22 protein-coding genes are annotated in these 25,171 nt (G+C 72.9%); 16 read left to right on the top strand and 6 right to left on the bottom strand.

All coding sequences use genetic code 11. The features are described 5' to 3' along the window. Positions 1-50 precede the first annotated feature (50 nt). Positions 51-470, top strand: coding sequence for an RNA polymerase sigma factor region1.1 domain-containing protein (locus tag ASG32_RS14520; RefSeq protein ID WP_056527282.1), 420 nt, complete (start codon positions 51-53; stop codon positions 468-470). Positions 471-549: 79 nt separating this feature from the next. Beyond that, positions 550-939: a phage holin family protein gene (locus ASG32_RS14515; RefSeq protein WP_012318288.1), complete on the top strand. Its 390-nt coding sequence runs from the start codon at positions 550-552 to the stop codon at positions 937-939. A gap of 179 nt (positions 940-1,118) precedes the next feature. Here the strand turns inward: ASG32_RS14515 and ASG32_RS14510 are convergent, their stop codons facing one another. Further along, on the bottom strand, positions 1,119-2,825 hold the full coding sequence (locus ASG32_RS14510; protein WP_056527279.1) for an HWE histidine kinase domain-containing protein: 1,707 nt from the start codon (positions 2,823-2,825) through the stop codon (positions 1,119-1,121). 375 nt (positions 2,826-3,200) lie between these two features. Continuing rightward, positions 3,201-3,419, bottom strand: a complete 219-nt coding sequence (locus ASG32_RS14505; RefSeq protein WP_056527276.1) for a hypothetical protein — start codon at positions 3,417-3,419, stop codon at positions 3,201-3,203. 225 nt (positions 3,420-3,644) lie between these two features. On the opposite strand from ASG32_RS14505, the gene ASG32_RS14500 reads away from it, so the two are divergent. The 3 genes from ASG32_RS14500 to ASG32_RS14490 are packed head-to-tail and all read left to right on the top strand — an operon-like array spanning position 3,645 to position 7,481. Next, positions 3,645-4,916: an MFS transporter gene (locus ASG32_RS14500; protein ID WP_056527273.1), complete on the top strand. Its 1,272-nt coding sequence runs from the start codon at positions 3,645-3,647 to the stop codon at positions 4,914-4,916. Next, a complete protein-coding gene (fhuF, locus tag ASG32_RS14495) occupies positions 4,913-5,719 on the top strand; it encodes a siderophore-iron reductase FhuF (RefSeq protein ID WP_056527270.1) in 807 nt (268 codons plus the stop codon). The genes ASG32_RS14500 and fhuF overlap by 4 nt, the downstream gene beginning before the upstream one ends. 13 nt (positions 5,720-5,732) lie before the next feature. Next, entirely contained in the window at positions 5,733-7,481 is a 1,749-nt protein-coding gene (locus ASG32_RS14490; protein WP_056527267.1) for an ABC transporter ATP-binding protein, read from the top strand. Positions 7,482-7,493: 12 nt separating this feature from the next. On the opposite strand, the gene ASG32_RS14485 is transcribed toward ASG32_RS14490, so the two are convergent. Next, positions 7,494-8,549, bottom strand: coding sequence for a LacI family DNA-binding transcriptional regulator (locus tag ASG32_RS14485; RefSeq protein WP_056527264.1), 1,056 nt, complete (start codon positions 8,547-8,549; stop codon positions 7,494-7,496). 334 nt (positions 8,550-8,883) lie between these two features. Here ASG32_RS14485 and ASG32_RS14480 point away from each other — a divergent pair, with 334 nt between their 5' ends. After that, positions 8,884-9,564 carry a DUF4142 domain-containing protein gene (locus ASG32_RS14480; RefSeq protein WP_056527323.1) on the top strand — a complete coding sequence of 227 codons (681 nt, stop codon included), beginning with the start codon at positions 8,884-8,886 and terminating at the stop codon, positions 9,562-9,564. A 699-nt stretch (positions 9,565-10,263) separates the two neighbouring features. Beyond that, positions 10,264-10,485, top strand: a complete 222-nt coding sequence (locus tag ASG32_RS14470; RefSeq protein ID WP_056527261.1) for a hypothetical protein — start codon at positions 10,264-10,266, stop codon at positions 10,483-10,485. Positions 10,486-10,738: 253 nt separating this feature from the next. On the opposite strand, the gene ASG32_RS14465 is transcribed toward ASG32_RS14470, so the two are convergent. Both ASG32_RS14465 and ASG32_RS14460 read right to left on the bottom strand, forming a co-directional pair. After that, positions 10,739-11,602: an SMP-30/gluconolactonase/LRE family protein gene (locus tag ASG32_RS14465; protein ID WP_056527258.1), complete on the bottom strand. Its 864-nt coding sequence runs from the start codon at positions 11,600-11,602 to the stop codon at positions 10,739-10,741. Between the two features lie 26 nt (positions 11,603-11,628). Then, positions 11,629-12,954, bottom strand: a complete 1,326-nt coding sequence (locus ASG32_RS14460) for a sugar MFS transporter (protein ID WP_056527255.1) — start codon at positions 12,952-12,954, stop codon at positions 11,629-11,631. A gap of 161 nt (positions 12,955-13,115) precedes the next feature. Here ASG32_RS14460 and ASG32_RS14455 point away from each other — a divergent pair, with 161 nt between their 5' ends. Beyond that, positions 13,116-14,279 carry an aldose epimerase family protein gene (locus ASG32_RS14455; RefSeq protein ID WP_056527252.1) on the top strand — a complete coding sequence of 388 codons (1,164 nt, stop codon included), beginning with the start codon at positions 13,116-13,118 and terminating at the stop codon, positions 14,277-14,279. After that, the gene (locus tag ASG32_RS14450; protein ID WP_056527249.1) at positions 14,276-16,075 is read left to right on the top strand and encodes an IlvD/Edd family dehydratase; all 1,800 of its coding nucleotides are present in this window, start codon (positions 14,276-14,278) and stop codon (positions 16,073-16,075) included. Before ASG32_RS14455 ends, ASG32_RS14450 begins: the two co-directional genes overlap by 4 nt. Before the next feature lie 57 nt (positions 16,076-16,132). On the opposite strand, the gene ASG32_RS14445 is transcribed toward ASG32_RS14450, so the two are convergent. Further along, entirely contained in the window at positions 16,133-16,846 is a 714-nt protein-coding gene (locus tag ASG32_RS14445) for a FadR/GntR family transcriptional regulator (RefSeq protein ID WP_244491948.1), read from the bottom strand. Positions 16,847-17,314: 468 nt separating this feature from the next. Between ASG32_RS14445 and araD1 the strand changes: the two genes are divergently transcribed. The 7 genes from araD1 (at position 17,315) to msuE (ending at position 25,163) form a co-directional block, all read left to right on the top strand. Then, positions 17,315-18,238, top strand: a complete 924-nt coding sequence (gene araD1 / locus ASG32_RS14440) for an AraD1 family protein (RefSeq protein WP_056527246.1) — start codon at positions 17,315-17,317, stop codon at positions 18,236-18,238. A gap of 1 nt (position 18,239) precedes the next feature. After that, a complete protein-coding gene (locus ASG32_RS14435; protein ID WP_056527243.1) occupies positions 18,240-19,166 on the top strand; it encodes a Gfo/Idh/MocA family oxidoreductase in 927 nt (308 codons plus the stop codon). Positions 19,167-19,238: 72 nt separating this feature from the next. Beyond that, complete coding sequence (locus ASG32_RS14430; protein WP_082557876.1) at positions 19,239-20,801, top strand: carbohydrate porin; 1,563 nt, start codon at positions 19,239-19,241, stop codon at positions 20,799-20,801. A 278-nt stretch (positions 20,802-21,079) separates the two neighbouring features. After that, on the top strand, positions 21,080-22,588 hold the full coding sequence (locus ASG32_RS14425; RefSeq protein WP_056527239.1) for an ATPase domain-containing protein: 1,509 nt from the start codon (positions 21,080-21,082) through the stop codon (positions 22,586-22,588). Further along, the gene (locus ASG32_RS14420) at positions 22,575-23,615 is read left to right on the top strand and encodes a sensor histidine kinase (protein WP_056527236.1); all 1,041 of its coding nucleotides are present in this window, start codon (positions 22,575-22,577) and stop codon (positions 23,613-23,615) included. The genes ASG32_RS14425 and ASG32_RS14420 overlap by 14 nt, the downstream gene beginning before the upstream one ends. A gap of 142 nt (positions 23,616-23,757) precedes the next feature. Beyond that, positions 23,758-24,120: a hypothetical protein gene (locus tag ASG32_RS14415; protein ID WP_056527232.1), complete on the top strand. Its 363-nt coding sequence runs from the start codon at positions 23,758-23,760 to the stop codon at positions 24,118-24,120. Between the two features lie 470 nt (positions 24,121-24,590). Next, entirely contained in the window at positions 24,591-25,163 is a 573-nt protein-coding gene (msuE, locus tag ASG32_RS14410) for an FMN reductase (protein WP_056527229.1), read from the top strand. Positions 25,164-25,171 lie beyond the last annotated feature (8 nt).

Raw genomic sequence — 25,171 nt, 5'->3', positions numbered from 1 at the left:
CCCCGGCGCGTTCTCGATGGACCATCGGGACGCGGCCGCGGAGGCGGGACATGACGCAGGCTCTGGATCGCGCGACGCTCGACCGGCTGGTCGCCCTCGGCCGCGACCGGGGCCTCCTCACCGCCGACGATCTGCGCGCCGCGCTGCCCGTCGAGCGGATGGACGTCGACGCCCTGGTCCTCGTGATGCTGGAGCTGGAGGCGGCGGGCGTGAGCGTCGAGCCGGAGGCCTTCGGCCCCCCGACGGACCGGGCGATCCCGGTCTCGGTCGCCCTCCCGGCGCCGCGGCCCGGCACGCCGCCGGTCCGGGCCGCGGAGGCGGGGCAGGGCGCGGCCTTCGCGGAGCCCGCATCCGCCGCGCCGGACGCCCCGGAGCCGGTCCCGGACGACGGCGCCGATGCCGGCCGGGCGGTCCTCCTGGCAGGCTTGGCGTCCGTACTGATCCTCGGCGCCCTGCTCCTGATGCTGTGAGCCACCGGCGCGGAACGCTTCGGGCCGCGGCCCCGTTGGCGAGTGCCGGCCGGTGACGGCCCCGAGGATTCTCGTATCCATGCGTCAGACCCCGGACGGAACCCTCGCCCTGCTGATCGCGGCCCTGCGCGAGGGCACGGCGCATGTCGAGGCGCTGCTCACGCTGGCGCGGACGGAGGTCGACGGCAATTTCCGGGCGATCGTGTCGCTGATCGCCATCGTCGGCACGATCCCGGTGCTGCTGATCGTCACCTTCTTCCTCGGCCTCGACGCCGTGGTGAAGCTGCTGGCCGTGCCGTTCGGTGCCGAGGCGCCGGCCGCGCTGATCGTCGCCGCGCCGTTCCTCGTCATCGCGCTCGGCCTCGGCTGGATGGGCGCCCGCCGGATGGCGCTCTCGAACCTCGAGCCCTGGCGGACGTGGCGGCAGGTGAAGCGCGACGTCCGGGAGGTGACGCGCGCCGGCGCGTGATACCGGGACCGGAAAACCCAAAGGTATCAACGCGATTCAGAGGAATGCTCGCGCGCGGCCTGAGCGCGGGTCGACCGCGCGCCACGCGCGCCGTGCGGAGGGGCGCGTTCAACCGATCTGCCAGGATCCGTGCTCAAAGCTCTGCTCCGACGACTGAATCCGCCCGAGCCGGGCCGCACCTAGCCCGTCGGCGCCAGCATGGTGCCGAGACCCGGATCGAGCGGGACGTCGAGGCGGCAGCGCAGGCCCTCGGCCTCGAAGGCGAGGTCGACGGTGCCGGCGAGTTCGCGCCGCACGCCGCCGGCGATCAGCCGCGTCCCGAAGCCCACCCGGGTCGGCGCCCGCACCGGCGGGCCGCCGCGCTCCTCCCAGCTGAGCCGCAGGCGCCGCTCCCCGGCCGCGCCGGCGGCGAGCGACCACGCCACCCGGACGCGGCCCTCGCGGACCGAGAGGGCGCCGTACTTGGCCGCGTTGGTGGTCAGCTCGTGGACCGTCATGCCGAGGGCCAGCACCTCGCGGGGGCTCAGCGACACGTCCGGCCCGTCCAGGCGGATCTGGTCGTCGCCGGTCCGGTAGGGTCCGAGCTCGCTCTCCAGCAACTCGCGCAGGGGGGCCCCGCTCCAGTCCTCGCGGGTCAGGAGGTCGTGGGTCTTCGACAGGGCCAGGATCCGCGCCTCCAGGACCTCCGCGGAGCCGCGGGACTGCCGGGCGAGGGCCTGGACGGTGGCCAGGGTATTCTTCACCCGGTGGTTCAGCTCGTGCAGCATCGTGCCCTGCTGCGCCTGCAGGGCGCGCCCGCGCTGGATCTCCGCGCGCAGCTCGGCGGTGTTGCGCTGGAGGGTGCCGGCCATGGCGTCGAGCTTGCTGCCGAGCCGGTCGAACTCCGCGGCCCCGCGCAGGCCGGTGCGGGCGGCGAGGTCGCCGGCCTGCCACGCCGCCGCGGTGCGCAGGAGCCGGTCGACCGGTCGCCGGATGAACACCCGCCCGGCCACGAGGGCGGCGGCGAGCGCCAGGGCCGCCCCCAGGGCGATCAGAACCAGCCCGCGGCGGGTGGCGGCGTCGATATCCGCGAAGGCGGTGGCGTAGTCGCGCCCGACGACGACGCGCACCCCGGCCAGCGGGCCGTCCGGCATCGCGGTGGCGATGATTCGCTTCCGGCCGTCGAGGCCGGCGGCGACGCGGACGTCGCTGCCCTGGGCCTCCAGCATGGCGGCCCGGTCAGGCGGGATCGGCCTGCCGATCCAGGCCGCCTCGTCCGGGCGGCGGGCGATGATCAGGCCGTCCCGGTCCGTCACGGTGATCGCCGTCTCCGGCTGATGGAGCGCCTGCTCTAGGTGATCGGAGAGCCAGTCGAGGTCGACGGCGGCGAGCAGGACGCCCGCCGGGGCCCCCGCCGACTCGCCGACATGGACGGCCCGGGCGAAGTGGATCGACGGCCGCTTCGTCTGGAAGCCGACCGCGTAGCCGCCCATCGCGTAGCCGCCCTGCTCCAGGGCGCGGCGGTGATAGGCCCGGCCGCGGCTCGAGTAGGAGCCCGCGGGCGCGCCGGCGCTGTCGCAGATCACGGCCCCGTCGGGATCGGTGAGGGCGATTAGCAGCACGTGCGGCAGCCGCGCGGCAGCCCGCCGCAGGTAGGCGGTGCAGGCCGCCGGCTCCCGCACCTGCACGGTGGCATCCTCGGAGATCAGGTCGAGGGCCTGCTGCATCCGCTCGGAGATCTGGGCGAAATCCTCCGCGACGTCCCGCGCTGTGGCGCGGGCGTCGGCCCGCACGGCCGCGTCGCGGCTCGCCCGCAGGGCGACCTCGTTGTAGCCCTGGATCGCCAGCGCCGGGGCGAGGGCGAGCAGGACGAGCAGCAGGATGCGGGTCGTCAGTGACAGCGGCATCGGCGGTCAGTCGCGACCGGCGATCGGCGCGGGCGCCCGCGCGGCCAGGGTCTCCACGGAGCACGGCTCGGTGATCATCCGCATCCCCGATTCGAGTCCGCAGGTGGCGAAGGTCGCGTTCTCGGCGGAGCCGGTGATGACCTGGACCCTCGGATCCGGCCGTCGCGGCCACCGGGCAGGCCGCCATGGCCGACCAGCCGCCCGGCCGTCGCGTCCGCGCCCATGGGGCGCCGCCGGATCGGGCGGATGCGATCGGCGCGCGCGTTGGCGGATTCGAGGGCCGGACGCCGTCTCATGTCGGCGTTGTTGCAGAACCGGTCGGCCCTTGCCAGTGCGCCGCGCGGTCGGGGCGGCGGGAGCGTGGGCCGGCTCGCCTCAGCGCCCGCGGGGCCGGCCGGCCTCCGGACGCAGGTGCAGGAAGCTGCGCTCGCCGGTCGCGGCCTCGGCCACGTGCTGGATCGTGTCGAGCAGATCGGACACGGCCCGCGGCCCGACTGGCCGGAAGCCCGCCCTCGGCTCGACCCAGCGTCCCTGCGTGCGGTCCGCGGCGATCTGCGCCTCGCTCAGCGCGTCGAAATCCCGGCGTCGGGTCATGGCTCAGCCCTCCGCTGGGGACTCTGTCGGGGGCATGGTTGACGAAAGGTTAACGCCGGATCCGGCGAGGCGGCGCGCCGCGAATACCCGCCGGCTTGATCCCCGGCACAGGCCTCTCTAAAGAGCGAAAACCGAGGTAAATCAATAGATTAGTGTGATTATAAACTGCGGTCTCCGGACCGGCCCGGATCGCGGCACCAATCGCGGTACGGCGTGCGGGGGGCGATGACGGGTTCCGCCGAACCCGCCATCGGCACCCGGGTCGTCGACACCCTGGCGGCCCTGCGGCCGCTGGCGCCGTTCTTCTGCCTGTACGTGACCTTCGGGGCGACGCTCGGCTTCCTGTCCGGCGGGGCGCCGCTGATCCTGCGGGCGCGGGGCGTGGAGCTGGCCGAGGTCGGGCTGCTGCAGCTCATCAACCTGCCGGTCGGGCTCACCTTCCTGTGGGCGCCCCTGCTCGACCGGCTCCGCCTGCCGATCCTCGGCCACCGGATCGGCTGGATCGCGGCCGCGCAGGCCGCCTCGGTGCTCCTGCTGGTCGTCCTGAGCCTCGGCGAGGCTTGGCCGCTCCTGGCGCTGCTCGCCCTGGCGATCGCCGCCTGCGCCTGCGTGGCGACCATGGACATCGCCCTCGAGGCCCTGGTGGTCGAGACCGTGCCGGCGGAGCGGCGCGCCTTCGTGGCCTCGGCCAAGCTGTGCGGCGCCTCCCTCGGCGGGATCCTGGGGGTCGGCGTGCTGGTCGGCTCCTACGACAGCCTGGGCTGGCGCGGGGCGGTCCTGGCCTGCGCGGCCCTCGACGCCCTCTGCCTGCTGCCGATCCTGGGCTACCGGGAGTCGCGCCTGCGCGAGACCCGGAGCGCCGGTGCCGGCACCGCGGCCGGTGCGGGCCCGGAACGCTGGTCGGGCTCCCTGGCGCGGCTGCGCCGCCTGGGCGGTCGCGTGCTGGTGCTCGGCGCCTACTTCGCCGCCTCCTACCTCGTGGGCGGGCCCAACACCCTGGCGCTCCTCGATCTCGGCGTCCCGCTCGGGCAGGTCGGCACGCTCACCGGCACCGTGCTCCCGGCCGTGAACCTCGTCATGGCGCTGGCGGCCGGATGGCTGGCCGCGCGGTTCGGCACGGTCCGGCTGATCGCCGTGGGGGCCCTCGGCGTCCTGGCCTCCGGGGGCCTGATGGTCGTCGCCTGCGCGGGCCGGGTGCCGGATCTCGGCATCACCGCCGCCGTGCTGGGCTTCGTCGCGGGCGGGTTCCTGGGCGTGCCGGTCTTCAACATGATCTACCGCTGGGCCCAGGGGCCGAAGCCCGCCACCGACTACGCGCTCCTGTTCGGCGCCGCCTTCTTCGCCGCGATGCCGCTGCGGGTGGCGGCCCCGGCGCTCGCCGGCTGGATCGGCTGGCCGGGCTACTTCGCCGCCACCCTGCCGCTCTACGCCGCCGCGGTGGCGTGGCTCGCCGTCGCCGTGGACCGGACCCTGCGCGACGACGGGGCGGCGCGATGATCGCCGAGGTCGCCGCCCAGGTTCCCGACACGCTCGCGGCCTACCGGGACGGGGTCGCCGAGGGCCCAGGCGGCCCGGACGCGCTGCCCCTCGGCGCCCTGCGGGACGAGGCCGTGTTCGACGCGACGATGGCCGCCTTCGGGGCCGGGTTCGGCGCGGAGTTCCGGACCGCCGACCCGCGGGTCCGGGTCTCCTACTGGAGCCAGTTCTACCTCGCGGCCCTGGCGACGCCGGCGCTGACCGCCCTGGTGCGCCTCGGCCGGCCGCTGCCGCTCGCCTTCGACGCGGTCAGCCTCGAGCTCGACGCGGCCGGCCGGCCACGCCGCTTCCGCCTGCCCGCGGACGGGTCGGCCTGCGCGGCCTGCCCGGCGCCCGGCCTGACCGGGCTGGTGGAGGCGCATCTGCGCCCGTTCGTCGAGCTCTGCCACGCCCGGTGCGGGATCGCCCCCAGGGTCCTCTGGGGCAACGCCGCGGTGATCCTCGACTACGTCGCCCGGGAACTCGGGGACCCGCTCGCCGGGCTGGCTGGGGACGGGGAGGGGGCCGGCACCACCTGCGCGAGCGCCTGTTCCACCACCTGCCCTACCGCCCGCGCCGCCGCCTGTGACGACGTCGCGGCCTGCCTCGGATGGCGCGCCGGCCCCGGCTGCGCTAGGAGCCCGCTCGAGAGTCCTCTTGCGCAGGCGCTCTGCCCGGGACCTTCGGGCTGCCGGCGGCGGCGCGTCTGCTGCCTGCGCCACCGCCTGCCGGGGGTGCCGTCCTGCGGCGCGCTCTGCCCCGTCGAGTGCGCCGCCCAACGTTGATCCGAGCCGCGCGATGCTGAAGGCCTTCCTCGCCTATTACCGGCCGTACCGGACGCTGTTCCTGGTCGATTTCGGCTGCGCGGTGCTGTCGGGCCTGCTGGAGCTCGGCTTCCCCATCGCCGTGAAGGGCTTCATCGACAGCCTGCTGCCCCGGCAGGACTGGGGCCTGATCCTCCTCGCCGCGGCCGCGCTGGCGCTGGTCTACGTCGCCAATGCCGGCCTGATGGTGGTGGTCACCTACTGGGGCCACGTGCTCGGCATCAACATCGAGACCACGATGCGGGCGCGGGCCTTCGACCACCTGCAGAAGCTCTCCTTCCGCTTCTACGACGGCCAGAAGACCGGCCACCTCGTGGCCCGGGTGACCAAGGACCTGGAGGAGATCGGCGAGGTCGCCCATCACGGGCCCGAGGACCTGTTCATCGCCGTGATGACGCTGTTCGGCGCCTTCGCACTGATGCTCTACGTCCACGCGCCGCTGGCGCTGATCACCGCGGCGATCCTGCCGCTGATCGCGTTCGTGTCGATCCGCTACGGCGGCCGCATGACCCGCAACTGGCAGGCCCAGTACGGCCGGGTCGGCGCCTTCAACGCGCGGATCGAGGAGAATGTCGGCGGGATGCGGGTGGTGCAGGCCTTCGCCAACGAGCCCCACGAGCGCGCCCTCTTCGCCCTCGACAACGCCCGCTACCGGGACACCAAGCTCGAGGCCTACCGGCTGATGGCGGCCGGCCTGTCGATCAACTACCTGGGCCTGCGCCTCGTCCAGATCGCGGTGCTGCTCGGCGGCGCCGCCTTCGTGGTCCGGGGCGACCTGACGCCCGGGGGCTTCGTGGGCTTCCTGCTGCTGGTGGGCGTGTTCTACCGGCCGCTGGAGAAGATCGGCGCCGTGGTCGAGACGTATCCGAAGGGGGTCGCGGGCTTCCGCCGTTACCAGGAACTGCTGGCCACCGAGCCCGACATCACCGACCGGCCCGGCGCCCGCGCGGTCGGCGCCCTGCGCGGCGACATCCGTTTCGAGGGGGTGGGCTTCGGCTACGGGCCCGGCCGCCCGGTCTTCGCCGGCCTCGACCTCGCGGTGGCGGCCGGCGAGACGGTGGCGTTCGTGGGTCCCTCGGGGGTCGGCAAGACCACCCTCTGCGCCCTGCTGCCGCGCTTCTACGAGGTCGAGGCGGGCCGCATCACCGTCGACGGGATCGACATCCGCGACATCACCCTGGCGAGCCTGCGCCGCCAGATCGGCATCGTGCAGCAGGACGTGTTCCTGTTCGCCGGCACGATCCGCGAGAACATCGCCTACGGTCGCCTCGACGCCGCAGAGGCCGAGATCGACGCCGCCGCGCGGCGCGCCCGTCTCGGCGGGCTGATCGACAGCCTGCCGGAGGGCCTCGACACCGTGGTGGGCGAGCGCGGCGTGCGCCTGTCGGGCGGCCAGAAGCAGCGCATCGCCATCGCGCGGGTCTTCCTCAAGAACCCGCCGATCCTGATCCTCGACGAGGCGACCTCGGCGCTCGACACCGAGACCGAGCGGGAGATCCAGCGGGCGCTCGCCGAGCTCGCCCGCGGGCGCACGACCCTGGTGATCGCCCACCGCCTCGCCACCATCCGGGACGCCGACCGCATCGTGGTCCTGGGGGAGGGCGGGGTCGCCGAGGAGGGCCGGCACGCGGCTCTGCTCGCCGCCGGCGGCCCCTACAGCCGCCTGCACGCGGCGCAGTTCGGGCGCGGCGAATCCGGCGCGGGCGTCCTCGCGGCGGAGTGAGAGCCGGCCTCGCTAGGGTGCCGCCGGCGCACTCGACTCGCGCACGACGAGGCGCGCGGGGAACAGCGTCTGGGCAAGGTCGTCCGGCGGCCGCGTCCCCTCGATCAGTTCGACCAGCGTCGCGAAGGCGGACCGGACCATGTCGAGCACCGGGACATCGACCGAGGTCAGGCTCGGGATCGCGTAGGCCCCCTGGCTGAGGTTGTCGAAGCCGACGACGCGGATCTCCGCGGGGACCCGCACGCCGCCCTCGTGCAGCGCCCGCAGTACGCCGAACGCCACCCGGTCGCTGGCGGCCACGACGGCGTCCGGCCGGGCGCCGGGTCCGGCCTCCAAGAGAGCCCGCGCGGCCCGGTAGCCGCCCGCGGCGGTCCCGTCGCAGGAGACCACGAGGGCGTCGCGCAGGGGCAGCCCCGCCTCCGCGAGGGCATCCCGGTAGCCGCGGAACCGCTCGGTGGCGGCGGCGGGCCGGCGCGCGTCGCCCGCGAGCAGGCAGATCGACCGGCTCCCCGCCGCGATCAGGTGGCGGACGGCCCCGTGGACCGCGTCGCGCTCCGCCAGCGCGACGTAGTGCGTGCCAGGCACCTCCAGGCCGAACACCACGAACGGGCATCGCTTGGCCTGGAGCAGGCCGATCAGCGGGTCGTCCCGATCCTCGGCGAAGACCACGAGGCCGTCGACCCGGGCCTCGCTGACGAGGCCGGCGATCCGGCCCGGGCCGTCCGGGTCGTCGGCGCGGCGGCAGCGGTGGACCAGGGTGTAGCCCTGCCGATCGGTGACGGTGCCGAAGGTCCGGAGGACGTGGCCGTAATCGGCCGTCTCCCCCGGGCGCCCCCCGTCGGCGGCGGGCTCCGGCGCCGGAGCGAACACGCAGGCGATGCTGCGACTGGGCTTCTTGCGCAGGGACCGGGCGGCGAGGCTGGGCACGAAGTCCAGGTCGCGCATGGCCGTCTCGATGGTCTCGCGCGTGGTCCGGGCGACCTTCTGCGGGTGGTTCAGGACCAGCGAGACCGTCTGGAAGCTCACGCCGGCCCGTCGGGCGACGTCCTTGATCGTCGTCTGGCCCATCGTCACCTCGAGAGCCGGTCCGGATGGCCGCGCGCCCCGCGCGGCGCCGCCTCGTTCGGTGCGCCAATCTAGATCTGTATCGATCGGAGATAAAGCCGCGGGCCGGGCGGCGAAGACGGCGTATTCCCGCGCAAAGGCTGCGCAGGACCGGTCATTCGCGCGCGAAATCCGATCCATCCTGCGGTTTCTCGGTGCCCCGATCCCGCCGTTCGGACGGCCCGCCGGGCAGGAACCTTGTCCCCCCTGTGCGGTTCGCCGGGCAGCACCTCAAGCGATGATCGGGGCGTCGGGTGCCTCACCCAATCCGGATGCCACTCCCATGATGCACCGTCGCATGCACAGACGCGCTCTCCTCACCACGATGCTGGGCGCCACCGCGGCCCTGGCGGTCACCCGCACAGCCCTCGCGCAGGTCACACCGGCCGGCGCGATTCCGACCGGCGCCTATCTCCAGATGGCCACCAGCGGCGGCCTGTTCCTGGAGAACACGGCCCGCGACGCCCACGCGAAGACCACCAATCCCGCCGTCAAGAAGTTCGCCCGCGCGGAGGTGGTCGAACAGGTGAACCTCGCCCGCAAGATCAGCGCCTACACGGGCGGCGCCCCGATCCCGGGCGCGGCCGCGGCGGGCCCGGGTGGCCTGATCGGCGGCCTCGTCGCGGCGCCGGTGGCGGTGGCCGGCACGGCCGTGAATGCGGCGGGCAGCGTCGCCGGCGGTGTCGTCGGCGGCGTGCTCGGCGGACCGGCTCCGGCCCAGGGCATGACCACCGACGCGCAGAAGGCGCAGATCCTGGCGCAGCTCAGCGCCATGCCGCCGGGGCCGCAATACGACGCCACCTTCGTGAACGCCTCGCTCCAGGGCCATCAGGAGGCGCTGGGCATCCACGGCGCCTACGCCCGGTCGGGCGAGGATCCCGGCCTGCGCGCGATCGCCCGCGGCGCCCTGCCGCTGATCAACCTGCACATCGCCCGGCTCGATCGGATGCAGGCGATGATGGGCGCTCAGCCGGGGTAAGCGGCCGGACGACGGGGTCGGTGCGCCGCGCGGCGCACCGGCCTCCTCGCGGTTGTCTCGCAGTTGTCTCGCAATTGTCCCACCGGCCTCGAACAGGACCCCGTCAGCCGGCCCGATCGCGCAGGCGCCGCACCAATCTGAGCAGCACGCCGCGGATATGGGATCGAAGCTGGGTGTTCTCTGCCATGGGACGCCGTTCGAAGCGCCGGATCGCGGCGCCTCGAGAAACACATCCCTTGGACGGACCGTTGCTACGTAAAAAGCGGGATCGTTGCCGCGGCCGAGCCGCAGAACCACCCTCCAAGGACGTAGCCCGTGGCCCGGATCGACGGCGCCCCGCGGCCCGTATGATGGGACCGGATCGTCGACAGCACGCTCCTGATGTGCGCGCGCAGCTTGTCCTTGCGGAGCGCGGCCGTCTCGGCGCACGGGTCTGGCGGGTTGGCGGAGGTCGACATGTCACGGGGCCCCGGCTCAGGCGCGCCACCGCTCCGGGCCGTCGGACGACGGCGGGGGGACGCTGGGGATTCTTGTACTTGATAACGTGAGCGGAATCTCGGGCGGACGGCGCAGATCCGAGCAAACTCCATGTTTTAGATGCATTAAGGTTTATCCGACCGAAGACCTTTCCCAGTCGTGTATCGCACTACGTTGAGATATCCGGACGATCGCCGCGGGGCTGCAGCAGGGGGGAGGTCGGTGTCCGAGCGCTTCTACTTCGACCTCGAGAGCGGCGAGGAGACGATCCGGGACGACGACGGCGTGGAGGTCGGCAGCCTGGCCGAGGCCATGGCCGAGGCGCGCAGCGTGATCGCCGAGATGGCCGACGAGGTCTGCGCCGCCGATCCCGACCGGTCCTGGAGCTTGGTCGTGCGCGACGCCGCCGGGTACGCCCGCCACCGGCTGCCGATCCGGCGGTAGCGCCCGACAAGAAGCCCGCCGCGGCCTGGCCGGGCGGGCTTGAAGGTGATCTCGTCTCGGAGAAGGCCCGACCGTAGACCCGCCACAGGGCGACCGCATCCCCCATCCGGAGGACGCCGACGCACGATCCCGCGACCGCCTGCCCGCGACTGCCGACCGGCGACCGCCCGCTGCGGCAGCTCGGACGCCGGAGGACCCGCCCCGCTGGAGGAAAGATCTGCGCAGGGGACTCACGTCCTCGGCGCCGGGTCGGTCAGCCCGCGAAGGCGCGGGGCGGCAGGCCGGCGACGCCGACGTCGAGCTCGAACAGCGCGCCGGCCTCCGGCACGTGCTCCGCCCCCCGCGCAGCCGAGGTGACGAACAGCCGGTCGAGGCCGGGACCCGCGAAGGCGCAGCTCGTGATGTTGGGGGCGGGCAGGGGGATCGCGCGCAGCAGGCGCCCCGCGGGATCGAAGCGGCTGAGCCGGCCGCCGCCCCAGTGGGCGATCCACAGGCAGCCCTCTTCGTCCGTGGTCATGCCGTCGGGCCAGCCCCAATCGTCGGGGAAGCGGAGGAAGGGCTGCTTGCCCGTCAGCGCCCCGTCGGCGGCGAGGTCGAAGGCGTAGACCGTCCGGGCGGCGCTGTCGCTGTGATAGAGGATCCGGCCGTCGCGGCTGAAGGTCGGCCCGTTGGCGACGCCGTAGCTGGTATCCATCCGCCGCCACGTCAGGTCCGGGTCGAGCCGGTGCAGGGCGCCCGACACCGCGGTCTCGGCCTGGTGCATGCTCCCGGCCCAGATCCGGCCGGCGAGATCGACCTTGGCGTCGTTCAGGCGGTTGTCGGGATCGTCGGGCTCGGGGTCGCCGATCGGCGCGAGGCGGTCGGCCTCCAGGTCGTAGGTCGCGAAGCCGCTCTTCAGCCCGACGACGAAGTCGCGCCGGCCCGCGCGGGGGATGATCCAGCCGAGCGGTTCCGGGAACGGGCGCGTGCCCACGGCGCCGTCGGCGAGGTCCAGCCAGTTCAGGGCCGGCGCCTCGATATCGACCCAGAACAGCACGCCCCGCTCCGGAACCCAGACCGGGCCCTCGCCGAGCCGGTCGCGCCGGGGCCGGTCGAGGATGCGGATCCGCAGGTCCATGGCGGGCTCCCCGATCTGGCCGACGCTCAGACGCCGGCCGGCCGCGCTGCGGCGCCGGTCCGGCAGCCCCAGAGCGCGTAGAACAGGACGTAGAGCTCGCAGGCGGCGGTGATCAGGAAGGAGTGCTGCAGCCCGTACCGGTCCGCCGCCCAGCCCTGCACCACCACCAGCGACCCGCCCGCGATCGCCATGATCAGCAGCCCGGCGCCCTCCTCGGTGAGCGGACCGAGGCCGCGGATGCCCAGGGTGAAGATCGTCGGGAACATGATCGCGTGGAACAGGCCGACCGAGATCAGCGCCCACAGGGCGAGGTGGCCGGTCGCGAAGGTCGCCACCAGCATCACCGCGCAGGCGCCGATCGCCGCGCCGGCCAGCACGGTCTCGGCCGGGCGCCGCTGCATCAGGTAGCTGCCGACGAAGCGGCCGACCATCATGCCGCCCCAGAGCAGGAACAGGTAGCGCGAGGCCTGGGCGTGGGTCAGGTCCCCGATCTCGGGCTGCGACACGAAGTTGATGAACAGGTTCGACACCCCGATCTCGGCGATCAGGTAGATGAAGATCGCCGGCACGCCGAGCACGAGGTTGCGGTGGCGCCAGAGCGACAGGCCGGCGCGCTCGGCCCTGGCGGCCCGGGCGGTGATGCCGCCGGAACCGCTGATGGCGGGCAGCGGGAAGCGGGCGATGACCGCGGCGAGGACGACGAGCACCACCGCCACGATCAGGTAGGGCAGCTGCACCGACTGCGCGTCGGCCAGGCGCTCGGCGGGGGTCAGGGTGGCCCCGGCGGCGGCGTTGCCCGAGGCCGAGCGGCCGAGGATCAGGTAGCCGCCGAACAGCGGCGCCAGGGTCGTCCCGAGGGAGTTGAACGCCTGCACGAGGTTGAGCCGCGCCGGGGCGCTCTCGGCCGGGCCGACCACCGCCACGTAGGGGTTCGCGGCGACCTGCAGGAGGGTGATGCCGCTGGCGATCACGAACAGGGCCGTGAGCGTGATCGCGTAGGAGACCCGGTGGGCGGCCAGGATCATCCCGAGCGTGCCCAGCGCCATGATGCCCAGTCCCGTCACCAGGGCGCGCTGGTAGCCGACGCGCTCGATCAGCTTGGCCGCCGGGATCGAGGCGACGAAGTAGGCGATGAACCAGACGGACTCGATCAGCGTGGTCTGCGTGTAGTCGAGGTCGAACACGCTGCGCAGGTGCGGCAGCAGCGTGTTGTTGATGACCGTGATGAAGCCCCACATGAAGAACAGGCTCGCCAGCAGCGACAGGGCCGGGCGGTAGCCGCCCCGGTCGCGCGCGGCCTCCGCCCCCGTCCGGGGCGCCGCGGTCCCCGCGGTCGCGATCGGTCCTGCCATCCGGCGTTGTCCTCTGCCTCTCGGGCCGCCTTGTCGGGGTCCCGTGTTGTTCCTTTTATTTGTCTGAGTATATATCGGGCTCGCGGACGTCAACCGCGAGTCCCGTCGCGGTCCGGCGCACGACCGGCGCGGCGGGCGGAATCACGAAGGGGGAGAGCGCGATGCGTGGAGTGGGATCCCTGGCGCTGTGCGCCTGTGCGGCCCTGCCGGGCCTGACGCCGGAACCGGCCCGGGCGGCCGAGCCGACCCGGGCGGTGTTCGGCACGCTGCCGGACGGCCGGACGGTGGAGGAGGTGACGCTGACGAACGGCAAGGGCGTCACGGCGCGGATCCTGTCGTGGGGGGCGCTCCTGCGGAGCCTCGACGTGCCGGACCGCTCCGGCAAGGCCGCAGACGTCGTGCTCGGCTACAACGACCTCGCCTCCTACCTGGCCAAGGGCAACTATTTCGGCGCGAGCGTCGGGCGCTACGCCAACCGCATCCGCGCCGGGCGCTTCACCCTCGACGGCCGGACCTACACGCTGGCCACCAACGACGGCCCGAACGCCCTGCACGGCGGCGCGTCCGGCTTCGACAAGCGGCTCTGGACGATCACCGCGGTCAAGGGCGGCGCGGCCCCCTCGGTCACCCTGCGCTACGTCAGCCCGGACGGCGAGGAGGGCTATCCCGGCACGCTGACGGCGACCGCCACCTACGCGCTGGACGAAACGAACACGCTCACGGTCACCTACGAGGCGACGACCGACAAGCCGACGATCGTCAACCTGACCAACCACAGCTTCTTCAACCTCGCGGGCGAGGGCTCGGGCCGCTCGATCCTCGACCAGATTCTGACCATCCCGGCGGAGCGCTTCACGCCGGTCGACGCCACCCTGATCCCGACCGGGGCGCACCTGCCGGTGGCCGGCACGCCCTTCGACTTCCGCGAGCCCGCGGTGATCGGCGCGCGGATCCGCGACGGGCGGGACGCGCAGATCGTGCGCGGGCGCGGCTACGACCACAACTGGGTCGTGACCAACGCGCCCACGGCCGAGCCGCACCCGGTGGCGCGGGTCGAGGATCCGGGATCGGGCCGCATCCTCGACGTGGCGAGCAACCAGCCAGGCCTCCAGTTCTACGCCGGCAACTTCCTCAACGGGACCGCGGTCGGTAAGTCCGGCCTCGCCTACCGCCAGTCGGACGCCCTGGCGCTGGAGCCGGAGCTCTTCCCCGACACGCCGAACCAGCCGGCCTTCGGCTCGGCCCGGCTCGATCCCGGCAAGACCTACCGGAACGTGATCACCTACCGCTTCTCGACCAGCCCCGCCCACCGGACCCAGAAATGACCGACCGACCGATTGCACGGCCCCTGCGCTCGCGCGCGTGGTTCAACAACCCCGACAATATCGACATGACGGCGCTCTACCTGGAGCGCTACCTGAACTTCGGCCTCAGCCTGGAGGAGCTGCGCTCGGGCAAACCGATCATCGGCATCGCCCAGACCGGCTCGGACCTGTCCCCGTGCAATCGCCACCACCTCGTCCTCGCGGAGCGGATCCGCGAGGGCATCCGCGAGGCGGGCGGGATCGTCCTGGAGTTTCCCGTCCACCCGATCCAGGAGACCGGCAAGCGGCCGACCGCGGGCCTCGATCGCAACCTCGCCTATCTCGGGCTCGTGGAGCTGCTCTACGGCTACCCCCTCGACGGGGTCGTGCTGACCACGGGCTGCGACAAGACCACCCCGGCCTGCCTGATGGCGGCCGCCACCGTGAACATCCCGGCCATCGCCCTGTCGGTGGGGCCGATGCTCAACGGCTGGTTCAAGGGCCAGCGCACCGGATCCGGCACGATCGTCTGGAAGGCCCGCGAGATGCTGGCGGCCGGCGAGATCGACCACGACGGCTTCATCAAGCTGGTGACCTCGTCGGCGCCCTCGACCGGCTTCTGCAACACGATGGGCACCGCCACCACGATGAACACGCTGGCCGAGGCGCTCGGCATGATGCTGCCCGGCTCGGCCGCGATCCCGGCGCCCTACCGCGACCGGCAGGAGGCCGCCTACCTGACAGGCAAGCGCGTCGTCGCCATGGTGGCCGAGGACCTGAAGCCCTCCGACATCCTGACCCGCGACGCCTTCCTCAACGCCATCGCGGTCAATTCCGCGATCGGCGGCTCGACCAACGCGCCGATCCACCTCGCGGCGATCGCCCGCCACATGGGGGTCGCGCTCGACATCGCGGACTGGCAGACCCACGGCCTCGACGTGCCGCTCCTCGTCAACCTGCAGCCGGCGGGCGCCTATCTCGGCGAGGATTACTACCGCGCCGGCAGCTTGCCCGCGGTGGTGGCGCAGCTCATGCGCCGCGGCCTGATCCGCGAGGGCGCCCTCACCGTGAACGGGCGCACCCTCGGCGACAATTGCCGCGGCGCCGTGATCGAGGACGAGGACGTGATCCGGCCGATCGACCGGCCGCTCAAGGAGGCGGCGGGCTTCCTGGTTCTGCGCGGCAACCTGTTCGACGCCGCGGTGATGAAGACCAGCGTCATCGGCGCGGAGTTCCGCAGCCGCTACCTGTCGAACCCGGAGGATCCGGACGCCTTCGAGGGTCCCGTCGTGGTGTTCGACGGGCCGGAGGATTACCACGCCCGGATCGACGACCCGAGCCTCGGCATCACCGAGGAGACCCTGCTGGTCATGCGCGGGGCCGGGCCCGTGGGCTATCCGGGGGCGGCCGAGGTGGTGAACATGCGCCCGCCCGCGCAGCTGATCCGGGCCGGCGTGCACGCGCTGCCCTGCCTCGGCGACGGGCGCCAGTCCGGCACCTCCGGCTCGCCGTCGATCCTCAACGCCTCGCCCGAGGCGGCGGCCGGCGGCGGCCTCGCCCTCCTGCGCACCGGCGACCGGGTGCGGATCGACCTGCGCCGCGGCACCGCCGACATGCTGGTCGACGCCGACGAGATCGCGCGGCGGCGCGCGGCCCTGGAGGCGGCGGGCGGCTACGCCTATCCGGCCTCGCAGACCCCCTGGCAGGCGATGCAGCGCGCCGCGGTGGGGCAGATGCACACCGGGGCCATCCTGGAGGGCGCCGAGGCGTTCCAGCGCATCGCGCAGACGCGGGGCGTGCCGCGCGACAACCACTGAGGCCACTCGGGCCACTCGGGCAATGTCCGGGCCGGCGGCGCCCCGCCGCCGGCACCGTCAGGGCCGCATCGCCAGCTCAGTGTCGGCGAGGGCGAGGCGGACCAGCTCGGTCATCGTCGCGCGGGCGGCGTCCGGGTCGCCCGCCACGATCGCGTCGTAGAGGGCGCGGTGATCCGGCATCGGGTCCCGGGGCAGGCCCTGGCGGCGGTGCTTGAAGATCGTCGTCCACGTGACCGCGGCGGCGATGGAGCTCGACAGGGCGATCAGCGCGCCGTTGCGGGCCGCTTCCAGGATCGTGTTGTGGAAGGCCTGGTCGGCGGCCCGCCCGGCCTCGGTGGCGAGGCCGTGGCGGCCCATCTCCTCCAGGGCGTGCCCCATCCGGGCGATGTCGAGGCCGGAGCGCCGCTCGGCCGCGAGCGCGGCCGCGGCCGGCTCGACGATCATCCGCAGCTCGAACAGGTCGCGGATGAAGGACTCGCTCGGCTCCGACTCGAAGGCCCAGGCGAGGATGTCGGGATCGAGCAGGTTCCAGCGGCTGCGCTGGCTGACGCGGGTGCCGGTGCGCGGGCGGCTCTCGACGAGCCCTTTCGCGCTCAGGATGCGGATCGCCTCGCGATAGGCGGTGCGCGAGACGTTCAATTTCTCAGAGAATTCGATCTCGCCGGGCAGCACGTCCCCGGGCGCGTAGCGGCCGCCGAGGATCGCCGCGCCCAGATCGCGGGCGACCGAGCCGTGGATGCGGCGCGACCCCGAGGCGAGGGGCAGCGTCACGTTCTCCGAGCTCCGCTCCTGCCTCACCGCATCCACCTCCGGTCCGGGCCACCGGGTCGGGGCAGGAACGGCGTGATCGTATCCTGAAGTTGTAGGAGCGCAAAGAGGAACGCCCGCCGCACCGAAGTCGCGGCCGCGCTTGCGGCCGGAGGCGAACTGCTCTAGCCTAATTGTATGAGTAGTGAATCGACAGGATTCGCAACGGTCCGCGGAAGCGTCCGGGTCGGCGCGGGGGTCGCCCCCGCGATGGTGCAGGGCGGTCCGTTCCCGGCGACCTCGGGCGGCCGCAACGGCGCGGTCGGGCCGCTGGCGACCGAGCGGTTCCCGCGCCCGGCCCGCCACCGGGACTTGGCGCGCCGGATCGACGGCGCTCGCGCCCCGCAACCCGGCCGCTGACAGGCCGCCGCGCGACCCTCGACGGCAGCGCGTTCAGGACGCCCCGAAGCGGGCATCCCCGGGAGGACACAGATGGGACGATCACTCCTACAATTCCGCGCGGCCGACGGGCAGCGGGCCGTCGCGCTGCTCGCCGACGGCCGGGCGCGGCGGGTGCTCGGCGTCGACAGCGTGCTCGCCCTGGCGCACAGGGCCCTCGCGGCGGGGGACGATCTGACCGCGACGGCGGAGCGCGCGGGGCTCGGCGCGCCCGTCGATCTCGACGCGGTCCGGCTCCTGCCGCCCATCGACCACGCCGATCCCGCGCACCTGATGCTGAGCGGCACCGGCCTGACGCATCTCGGCTCCGCCGAGGGCCGCGACGCGATGCACCGCGCGGCCGCGACAGACCCGGCGCCGACCGATTCGATGCGCATGTTCCGGATGGGCGTCGAGGGCGGGAAGCCGGCGCCGGGCGAGACCGGCGCGCAGCCCGAGTGGTTCTACAAGGGCGACGGCGGCGAGGAGCCGGAGATCGCCGGGATCTACCTGATCGACGCCGACGGAACGCCGGTGCGCCTCGGCTTCGCCCTGGCGAACGAGTTCTCCGACCACGTGACCGAGCGCGGCAACTACCTGTGGCTCGCCCATTCCAAGCTCCGCCCGGCCGCCCTCGGCCCGGAGCTGTGGCTCGGGGCCCTGCCGCCGGACGTGCGCGGCACGAGCCGCATCCTGCGCGACGGAGCTGTGCTCTGGGAGAAGCCGTTCCTGTCCGGGGAGGCCAACATGTCCCACAGCATCGCCAATCTGGAGCTGCACCACTTCAAGTACGCGCCGTTCCGGCGCCCCGGCGACGTGCACGTCCACTTCTTTGGGACCGCGACCCTGTCGTTCAGCGACGGCGTCGCGACGCGGCCGGGCGACGTGTTCGAGATCGCGGCGGCGCCGTTCACGCTGCCCCTGCGCAACCCGCTGGCGATCGCGCCGGCGGACGCGCCGTCCGTGCGGGTGCTCTGACATGGCGGCCCCGATCCGCATCGGCCTCGTGGGCGTCGGCAAGATCGCCCGCGACCAGCACCTGCCGGCCATCGCCGCCTCGCCGGACTACGCGCTCGTGGCGGTGGCGAGCCGGCACGGCGGCCTCGACGGGGTGCCGAGCTACGGCAGCCTGGAGGCGATGCTGGCGGCGCACGGCGACCTCGACGCCGTCGCCCTATGCCAGCCGCCGCAGGCGCGGTGCGCGGCGGCCCTGGCGGCGATCGCGGCCGGACGCCACGTCTTCCTCGAGAAGCCCCCGGGCGCGACGCTGGCCGAGGTCGGGTTCCTGGTCGCGGCCGCGCGGGACCGGGGCGTGAGCCTGTTCGCGAGCTGGCACTCCCGCTGCGCGCCGGGGGTGGAGCCCGCCCGCCGGTGGCTGTCGGGCCGCAGGATCCGGTCGGTGGCGATCGCCTGGCTGGAGGATGTCCGGCACTGGCACCCCGGCCAGGACTGGATCTGGGACGCGGGCGGGATGGGCGTGTTCGATCCGGGGATCAACGCCCTGTCGATCGCCACCCACATCCTGCCGCCGTTCTTCCTCACCGGCGCGACCCTGTCGGTGCCGGAGAACCGGCAGGCGCCGATCGCCGCCGACCTGCACTTCGCGGACGCCGCCGGCACCCCGATCCGCGCCCGGTTCGACTGGCGCCAGACCGGGCCGCAGACCTGGGACATCCGCGTCGAGACCGACGACGGCCCCCTGGTCCTGTCGCGGGGCGGGGCCGCCCTGTCGATCGCCGGCCGCGACCAGCCGCTCCCGTCCGAGGCGGAGTACCGCGGCCTCTACGACCGCTTCGCCGCCCTGGTCCGCTCCGGCACCAGCGACGTCGACCTGAATCCGCTGATCCACGCCGCCGACGCCTTCATGCGCGGCGAGCGCCGCGCGGTGGAGGCCTTCACGGACTGACCGGGAGGCCCCCCTGCGGGACACGAACGCGACAGAGCCAGGCAAGGCCGCGCGGTTAAGGGGGAGTCACACATGGGAAAGCATCGGGGAAAGCATCGGGGCAAGCATCGGGCAAAGCATTGGCGATGGGCCGCACTGGCGTTCTGCGCCGCGTCGATCACGGCGGGCGCGGGCCCGGCGGTCGCGCAGGTCGAGGCGACGGCACCGGACGGGGGACCGGCCCCGGTGAATCCGAGACCGAAGGCGAGCCCGGCGCAGAAGGCCCGGTACCGGGCGAACCGCGCCCGGCGGCGGGTCATCCGGGAGGCGCGGAGCTTCTCGGGCGCCAGCAGCGCCGCCGCCAGCCTCGACGTGCAGGGCAGCAGCGCGACGCCGCCCAGCCTGCCGCCGGGCACCCTCGATCTCGGCAACGGGATCAGTATGGTCCTGAACTACACGGGCGAGTTCGCCGCCAACCCGTCCGGCGGCATCCGGCAGGGATCGGCCTATGCGGGCCAGATCGCGTTCGGCCTCGACGCCGATCTCGGCCGCCTCGCCGGCATCGACGGCGGCTCGGTCCACACGATCGTTACCCAGCGCCACGGCCGGAGCTTGGCGCAGGATGACATCGGCTTCAACGGCAGCGTGCAGGAGATCTACGGCGGCGGCCAGACCGCCCACCTGACGCTGCTGTCCTACGAGCAGAAGCTGTTCGACAACCGCCTCGACATCGAGGTCGGCCGCCTGCTCGCCAACCCCAACTTCCTGGCCTCGCCACTCTACTGCAACTTCCAGAACAACGCGACCTGCGGCGCGCCCAAGTCCATCTTCAAGCTGACGAACTTCACCTACTGGCCGATCGCGACCTGGGGCGGCCATGCCAAGGCCTGGGTCACCGACAGGGTGTTCCTGCACGCCGGCATCTACGAGGTGAACCCGCGCGACCAGCTGCCGACCCGGAACGGCGTCGACTGGTCGACCAGCGGCGCCACCGGATACCTGGTGCCGGTGGAGGTCGGCTACTCGACCAATTTCGGCAACGACCCGCTGCCGCGCAACTACAGCATCGGCGCCGTGTTCGACCGGTCGGACTACACGGATCCCGTGCTCGACCGGCGGGGCGCCGCCCAGGTCTTCAGCGGCCTCGATCCGCTGACCCGGTTCGGCCGGTCGGCGGTCTACGCCCGCTTCGACCAGATGGTCTGGCGGCCGGATCCGAACGGCGTCCAGGGCCTGTCGGTGTTCGGCGTCGCGATCGGCGGGACCGGCGGACGGCAGACCCAGGATTACTTCCTGGAGGGCGGCGCCGTGCTGACCGGCACCTTCCCGGGCCGGCCCTACGACACCCTCGGCTTCGTCTTCGCCATGGAGAAGCTCTCCCCCGTGGGCACGGCCAACATCCGGGCGGCGCGCGCGTCGCTGGGGCTCGGCACCCGGACCGTCGAGTCCCTGCAGACCATCCTCGAGCTGAGTTACGGCATCCAGCTCACCCCGGCCGTGCGGCTGATGCCGAACCTGCAATACGTGATCGACCCGGACCAGACCCGCTTCCCGTTCCGCCCGAAGCCGATCCCGGACGCCTTCGTGATCGGCGCGAAGCTGTCGGTGGACCTGTTCACCCTGGCCGGACTCGCGAAGGGCCCGGGCAGCCAGTGACGCCCTGACCGCCCCGGCGCCCGCTCCCGGCGGGCGCCGGGCCTTCCGACCTGACCGGGGGAGGGACCGTCCCGCGGCCGCAGAGCCCGCGCTCGCCGGGTCCCGGATCGTCTCGCCGAGGCCGACGTCCGCGCCGCGCGCCCGTCGGGCAGGCGCGCGGTGCCGGCCGCGCGGCGGCGTTTCGCGCTGCGCGCGGCTTCGTGTACGAGACCGGGCTCCGCGGCCCGTCGCGCGGTCGACGGGCCGCCCGCCCGTGGGACGACGGCAGAGACCTCGACATGGCAGTGACCGATCACGACGCGGCACCGGTCTCCACCGGGGTGACCGGCCTCGACCACATCCTGGCCGGCGGCTACGCGTCCCAGCGCTCGCACCTCATCGAGGGGCGGCCCGGATCCGGCAAGACGACGCTGGCGATGCAGTTCCTCCTCGACGGCGTGCGCCGGGGCGAGCGCTGCCTGTACATCACGCTCTCGGAGAGCCGGCGCGAGCTCCTGAACGTCGCGGAGCGCCACGGCTGGTCCCTCGACGGCATCGAGATCTGCGAGCTCGTCGCGCCGGAACTCAGCCTCGACCCCGGGCAGCAGCAGAGCCTCGTCCACTCGTCCGACCTCGAGCTCGGCGAGACCGTCCGGATGGCGATCGCCGAGATCGAGCGGCTCAAGCCGCAGCGCGTGGTGTTCGACAGCCTCTCGGAGATCCGGCTGCTCTCACAGGGATCGCTGCGCTACCGCAGGCAGGTCCACGCCCTGCGCAGCTTCCTGCTCATCCAGAACACCACGGCGCTGCTCCTCGACGATCTCACCGCCGAGACGGACGACCTGAACCTGCACAGCCTCAGCCACGCCGTGATCCGGCTGGAGCAGCTCGCGCCCCTGTACGGCGGCGAGCGGCGGCGCCTGCGCGTGATCAAGATGCGCGGCACGCCGTTCCGGGGCGGTTTCCACGACTACGTCATCCGGCGCGGCGGGCTCACGGTGTTCCCGCGCCTCGTCGCGGCCGAGCATCTCGGCACCTTCCCCGACGACCAGTGCGGCACGGGCAGCCCCGAACTGGACCAGCTGCTCGGCGGCGGCCTCGACCGGGGCACCAGCACGATGCTGATCGGACCGTCCGGCGTCGGCAAGTCGACGGTGGCGCTCACCTGCGTCACCGCGGCGATCGCCCGCGGCGAGCGCGCGCTGATCCTCAGCTTCGACGAGACCACCGGCGTCCTCAGTCGCCGGGCCCGCGGTCTCGCCATGCCGGTCGACGACGCGATCGCCGCCGGATCGCTCATCGTCGAGCAGATCGACCCGGCCGAGGTCTCGCCCGGCGAACTCGCCGACATCGTCCAGAACGCGGTCGAGCACCGGGGCGTGACGACGGTCGTGATCGACTCCCTGACCGGCTATCACAACGCCATGCCGGAGGAGAATTACCTGCTCCTGCAGATGCACGAGATGCTGACCTACCTGAACCAGCAGGGCGTGCTCTCGCTCCTCGTCCTGGCCCAGCACGGCATGATCGGGGCGATGGGCGCGACTGTCGACCTCACCTACCTCAGCGACACGATCCTGCTGTTCCGCACCTTCGAGGCCGACGGGCGGCTGCGGCGCGCGATCTCGGTCGTGAAGAAGCGGACTGGCAGCCACGAGGACACGATCCGCGAATTGCGGATCGACTCCGGCGGGATCCGCGTTGGCGAACCGCTCAGCGCGTTCCGAGGTATCATGACCGGCGTTCCGACATTCGAGGGTGAGCGGTCGTCGCTCCTGCCAACCCGCGCGGCTGATGACCGAGGCTGAACTGCCGGTTCTCATCTTCGCGCCGGGTGGCCGCGACGCCGCCGTCGCCGCAGCGATCCTCGGCGAGGCGCGGATCGCGGCACAGGTGTGCGCCAGCCTCGCGGACGTGGTCTCCCGGCTCGACGCGGCCGCCTGCGCGGTCCTCACCGAGGAGGCGCTGCTGTCCTCGAACCGCCAGGCCCTGGCGGACTGGATCGCCGCGCAGCCGCCCTGGTCCGATCTCCCGTTCATCCTCCTGCGGCTGCGGGGCGCCGAGCCCAACGCGCAGCTGACCGACATGCTCGGCAATGTCAGCGTGCTGGAACGCCCGTTCCACCCGGCGACGCTGATCATGGCGGCCCGCTCCGCCCACCGCGCCAAGCGCCGGCAGCTCGAGGCGCGCGCCCATCTCGAGGAGCGCGAGCGCACGACCGAGCGGCAGGCGCTCTTGATCCGCGAGCTGCATCACCGGGTGAAGAACACGCTGGCCACTGTGCAGGCGCTGCTCGGGGCCTCGGCCCGGTCCGCAACCAGCGTCGACGCGTTCTATGCGTCGTTCTCGGCGCGGGTGATCTCGCTGGCCAAGACCCACAATCTCCTGACCGAGGATTACTGGCAGCAGGCGCCCCTGCGCGAGATGCTGATGAACGAGCTCGGGCCCTACAACGACGTCGAGGGCGCCCGCATCCAGCTGGACGGCCCCGCGATCGACCTGATGGGCGACCTCGCGGTCCCGACCGGCATGGCCATCCACGAGCTGACGACCAACGCGGCCAAGCACGGCGCCCTGTCGGTCCCGGAGGGCCGGATCGCGATCCGGTGGGATATCGAGCAGACGCCGGCCGCCCGCATGCTCCACCTCGACTGGACCGAGCGGGGCGGCCCGGCCACGGCGGCGCCGACGCGGAAGGGCTTCGGCTCGACGCTGCTGCAGCGCGTCCTGAAGGTCCAGTGCCAGGCGGAGATCGCCTTCGATTTCCAGCCGGCCGGGCTGCACTTCACCATGCGGGCGCCGCTGCCCGAGACGCGCGTCGTCCCGGCCTACTGAGGCCGTCCGGGTTCCGAACCCGGCGCCGCGCCGGTCGCGGGGTGTGCGCTTTCACACAGAAGTGTCTTGCGTTCTGCGGCCCTGATCGAACTTATCGCAGGTGCGAGATTTGGGATGTCGCAGCACAGCGATATATCTTGCGATGAATAGATTTGCTCCTCTCGTGGCGGCCGCACTGGCCTGGGCCGTGTTCGGTACCTGGGCCGAAGCCCGTCGCTCGTCCTTGCAGAAGGACATTCCGGCGCTCCGCCCGGGGATCGAGGCCGATCTGGCCGCGAGACACTGTCCGGCCGTCCGGATCGACACGGAGCGCTTCCGTCAGTTCTCGCGCGAGAACCATCTGAATCACGCGGACTTCTTCACGAAGAAGCGCTCGGTCGCCCTGCAGCATGACCTCGACGCGGAGCTGGCGCAGCTCCGCGAGCGTCCCGAGGAGGCCTGCGCGCAGATGTGGACCAAGTACGGCGACGACGGCACCGTGCAGCACCTCCTCGTCCGCAAGTAGGCACCGCCTTCCGATCCGGAGCCGCCCGGGCGCGTCGTCGAGGACGGCGGCGATGACGACGCTGACGACCGCGAAGGTGTCACCGCGGGCAGCGTTCCGGCCGCGCCGGATTACCCCTCCGCCCCGGATCCCGGGCTTGGCGATTCGGTTCCAGGTCCGCCCGCGTACCGAGAACACGCTTCTCCCGCCGGGCGCTCCGAGAGAATAAAACCCCGCCTCTGGCGCGAATGAACCGCCGGCACGCAAGATCTCGCGCCCGTTCTGCGCGGCGGTCGAGATGAAATTCCATATTTGTCGCCCGATTTCGGGGAGAACGTTTTTCCTTCACCGGTCAATTGGGAACGCCGTTTCATTGACGGCGGAAGTCGCAGCCATCAATTCTAGCGGCCTGTTCGGATGTCCGGCCGCGCAACCTCCGTTCTTCGGGATCGGGGCGGTCCGTCATCCTGTCTCGCAGCAAGGCATCCGGAATGACACGACCGAGACTCGTCGGGCTGAGCGCCAACGTGCAGCGGCCCTCGAAGACCCGCACGCTGGTAGATGCCGTGCTCCGCGAGGCCAGCGCCCAGGCTTCCCTCGACGCGGAGATCCTCGACTTCGTCGATGCCGGGACCGGCCTCGGCGCCGCCTGGACCCGGGACCAGCTCTCGCCGGCCGCACGCGGCGTGCTCGCGGCCATCGAGGAGGCGGACGGGCTGGTCGTCGGCTCGCCGGTCTACAAGGGCGCCTATACCGGCCTGTTCAAGCACCTGTTCGACCTGGTCGATCCGGGGGCGCTCGCCGGAAAGCCCGTGGCGATCGTGGCCACGGGCGGCGGCGCGCGCCACGCCCTCGTGGTCGAGCACGCGTTCCGGCCGCTCTTCGGCTTCTTCGGGGCGCTCCAGATCCCGACCGCGGTCTACGCCTCCGATCCCGATTTCAGCGACGGCGCGCTGACGGAGGCCGGGGTGCGCGCCCGCGCCCGCGAGGCCGGCGGGCAGCTCGCCGCGCTGCTCGTGCACCGGGCGGCCGCGGCGCCGCTCACCCTCGCCGCCGCCGAGTGAGCCGGCCG

The organism is Methylobacterium sp. Leaf361 (assembly GCF_001424445.1).
GTDB lineage: Bacteria > Pseudomonadota > Alphaproteobacteria > Rhizobiales > Beijerinckiaceae > Methylobacterium.
Note: the sequence above shows the minus strand (reverse complement) of the source record. Positions and strands in the feature narration are given on the sequence as shown.

What these genes read in the sequence shown, in the direction of transcription:
- ASG32_RS14515 (WP_012318288.1), top strand. Translation starts at nt 550, where the DNA reads ATGCGTCAGACCCCGGACGGAACCCTCGCCCTGCTGATCGCGGCCCTG.
- ASG32_RS14480 (WP_056527323.1), top strand. Translation starts at nt 8,884, where the DNA reads ATGCACAGACGCGCTCTCCTCACCACGATGCTGGGCGCCACCGCGGCC.
- ASG32_RS14505 (WP_056527276.1), bottom strand. Translation starts at nt 3,419, where the DNA reads ATGACCCGACGCCGGGATTTCGACGCGCTGAGCGAGGCGCAGATCGCC.
- ASG32_RS14450 (WP_056527249.1), top strand. Translation starts at nt 14,276, where the DNA reads ATGACCGACCGACCGATTGCACGGCCCCTGCGCTCGCGCGCGTGGTTC.
- ASG32_RS14490 (WP_056527267.1), top strand. Translation starts at nt 5,733, where the DNA reads ATGCTGAAGGCCTTCCTCGCCTATTACCGGCCGTACCGGACGCTGTTC.
- ASG32_RS14500 (WP_056527273.1), top strand. Translation starts at nt 3,645, where the DNA reads ATGACGGGTTCCGCCGAACCCGCCATCGGCACCCGGGTCGTCGACACC.
- msuE (WP_056527229.1), top strand. Translation starts at nt 24,591, where the DNA reads ATGACACGACCGAGACTCGTCGGGCTGAGCGCCAACGTGCAGCGGCCC.
- ASG32_RS14435 (WP_056527243.1), top strand. Translation starts at nt 18,240, where the DNA reads ATGGCGGCCCCGATCCGCATCGGCCTCGTGGGCGTCGGCAAGATCGCC.
- ASG32_RS14460 (WP_056527255.1), bottom strand. Translation starts at nt 12,954, where the DNA reads ATGGCAGGACCGATCGCGACCGCGGGGACCGCGGCGCCCCGGACGGGG.
- ASG32_RS14415 (WP_056527232.1), top strand. Translation starts at nt 23,758, where the DNA reads ATGAATAGATTTGCTCCTCTCGTGGCGGCCGCACTGGCCTGGGCCGTG.
- ASG32_RS14430 (WP_082557876.1), top strand. Translation starts at nt 19,239, where the DNA reads ATGGGAAAGCATCGGGGAAAGCATCGGGGCAAGCATCGGGCAAAGCAT.
- ASG32_RS14455 (WP_056527252.1), top strand. Translation starts at nt 13,116, where the DNA reads ATGCGTGGAGTGGGATCCCTGGCGCTGTGCGCCTGTGCGGCCCTGCCG.
- ASG32_RS14420 (WP_056527236.1), top strand. Translation starts at nt 22,575, where the DNA reads ATGACCGAGGCTGAACTGCCGGTTCTCATCTTCGCGCCGGGTGGCCGC.
- fhuF (WP_056527270.1), top strand. Translation starts at nt 4,913, where the DNA reads ATGATCGCCGAGGTCGCCGCCCAGGTTCCCGACACGCTCGCGGCCTAC.
- ASG32_RS14510 (WP_056527279.1), bottom strand. Translation starts at nt 2,825, where the DNA reads ATGCCGCTGTCACTGACGACCCGCATCCTGCTGCTCGTCCTGCTCGCC.
- ASG32_RS14465 (WP_056527258.1), bottom strand. Translation starts at nt 11,602, where the DNA reads ATGGACCTGCGGATCCGCATCCTCGACCGGCCCCGGCGCGACCGGCTC.
- ASG32_RS14485 (WP_056527264.1), bottom strand. Translation starts at nt 8,549, where the DNA reads ATGGGCCAGACGACGATCAAGGACGTCGCCCGACGGGCCGGCGTGAGC.
- ASG32_RS14520 (WP_056527282.1), top strand. Translation starts at nt 51, where the DNA reads ATGACGCAGGCTCTGGATCGCGCGACGCTCGACCGGCTGGTCGCCCTC.
- araD1 (WP_056527246.1), top strand. Translation starts at nt 17,315, where the DNA reads ATGGGACGATCACTCCTACAATTCCGCGCGGCCGACGGGCAGCGGGCC.
- ASG32_RS14425 (WP_056527239.1), top strand. Translation starts at nt 21,080, where the DNA reads ATGGCAGTGACCGATCACGACGCGGCACCGGTCTCCACCGGGGTGACC.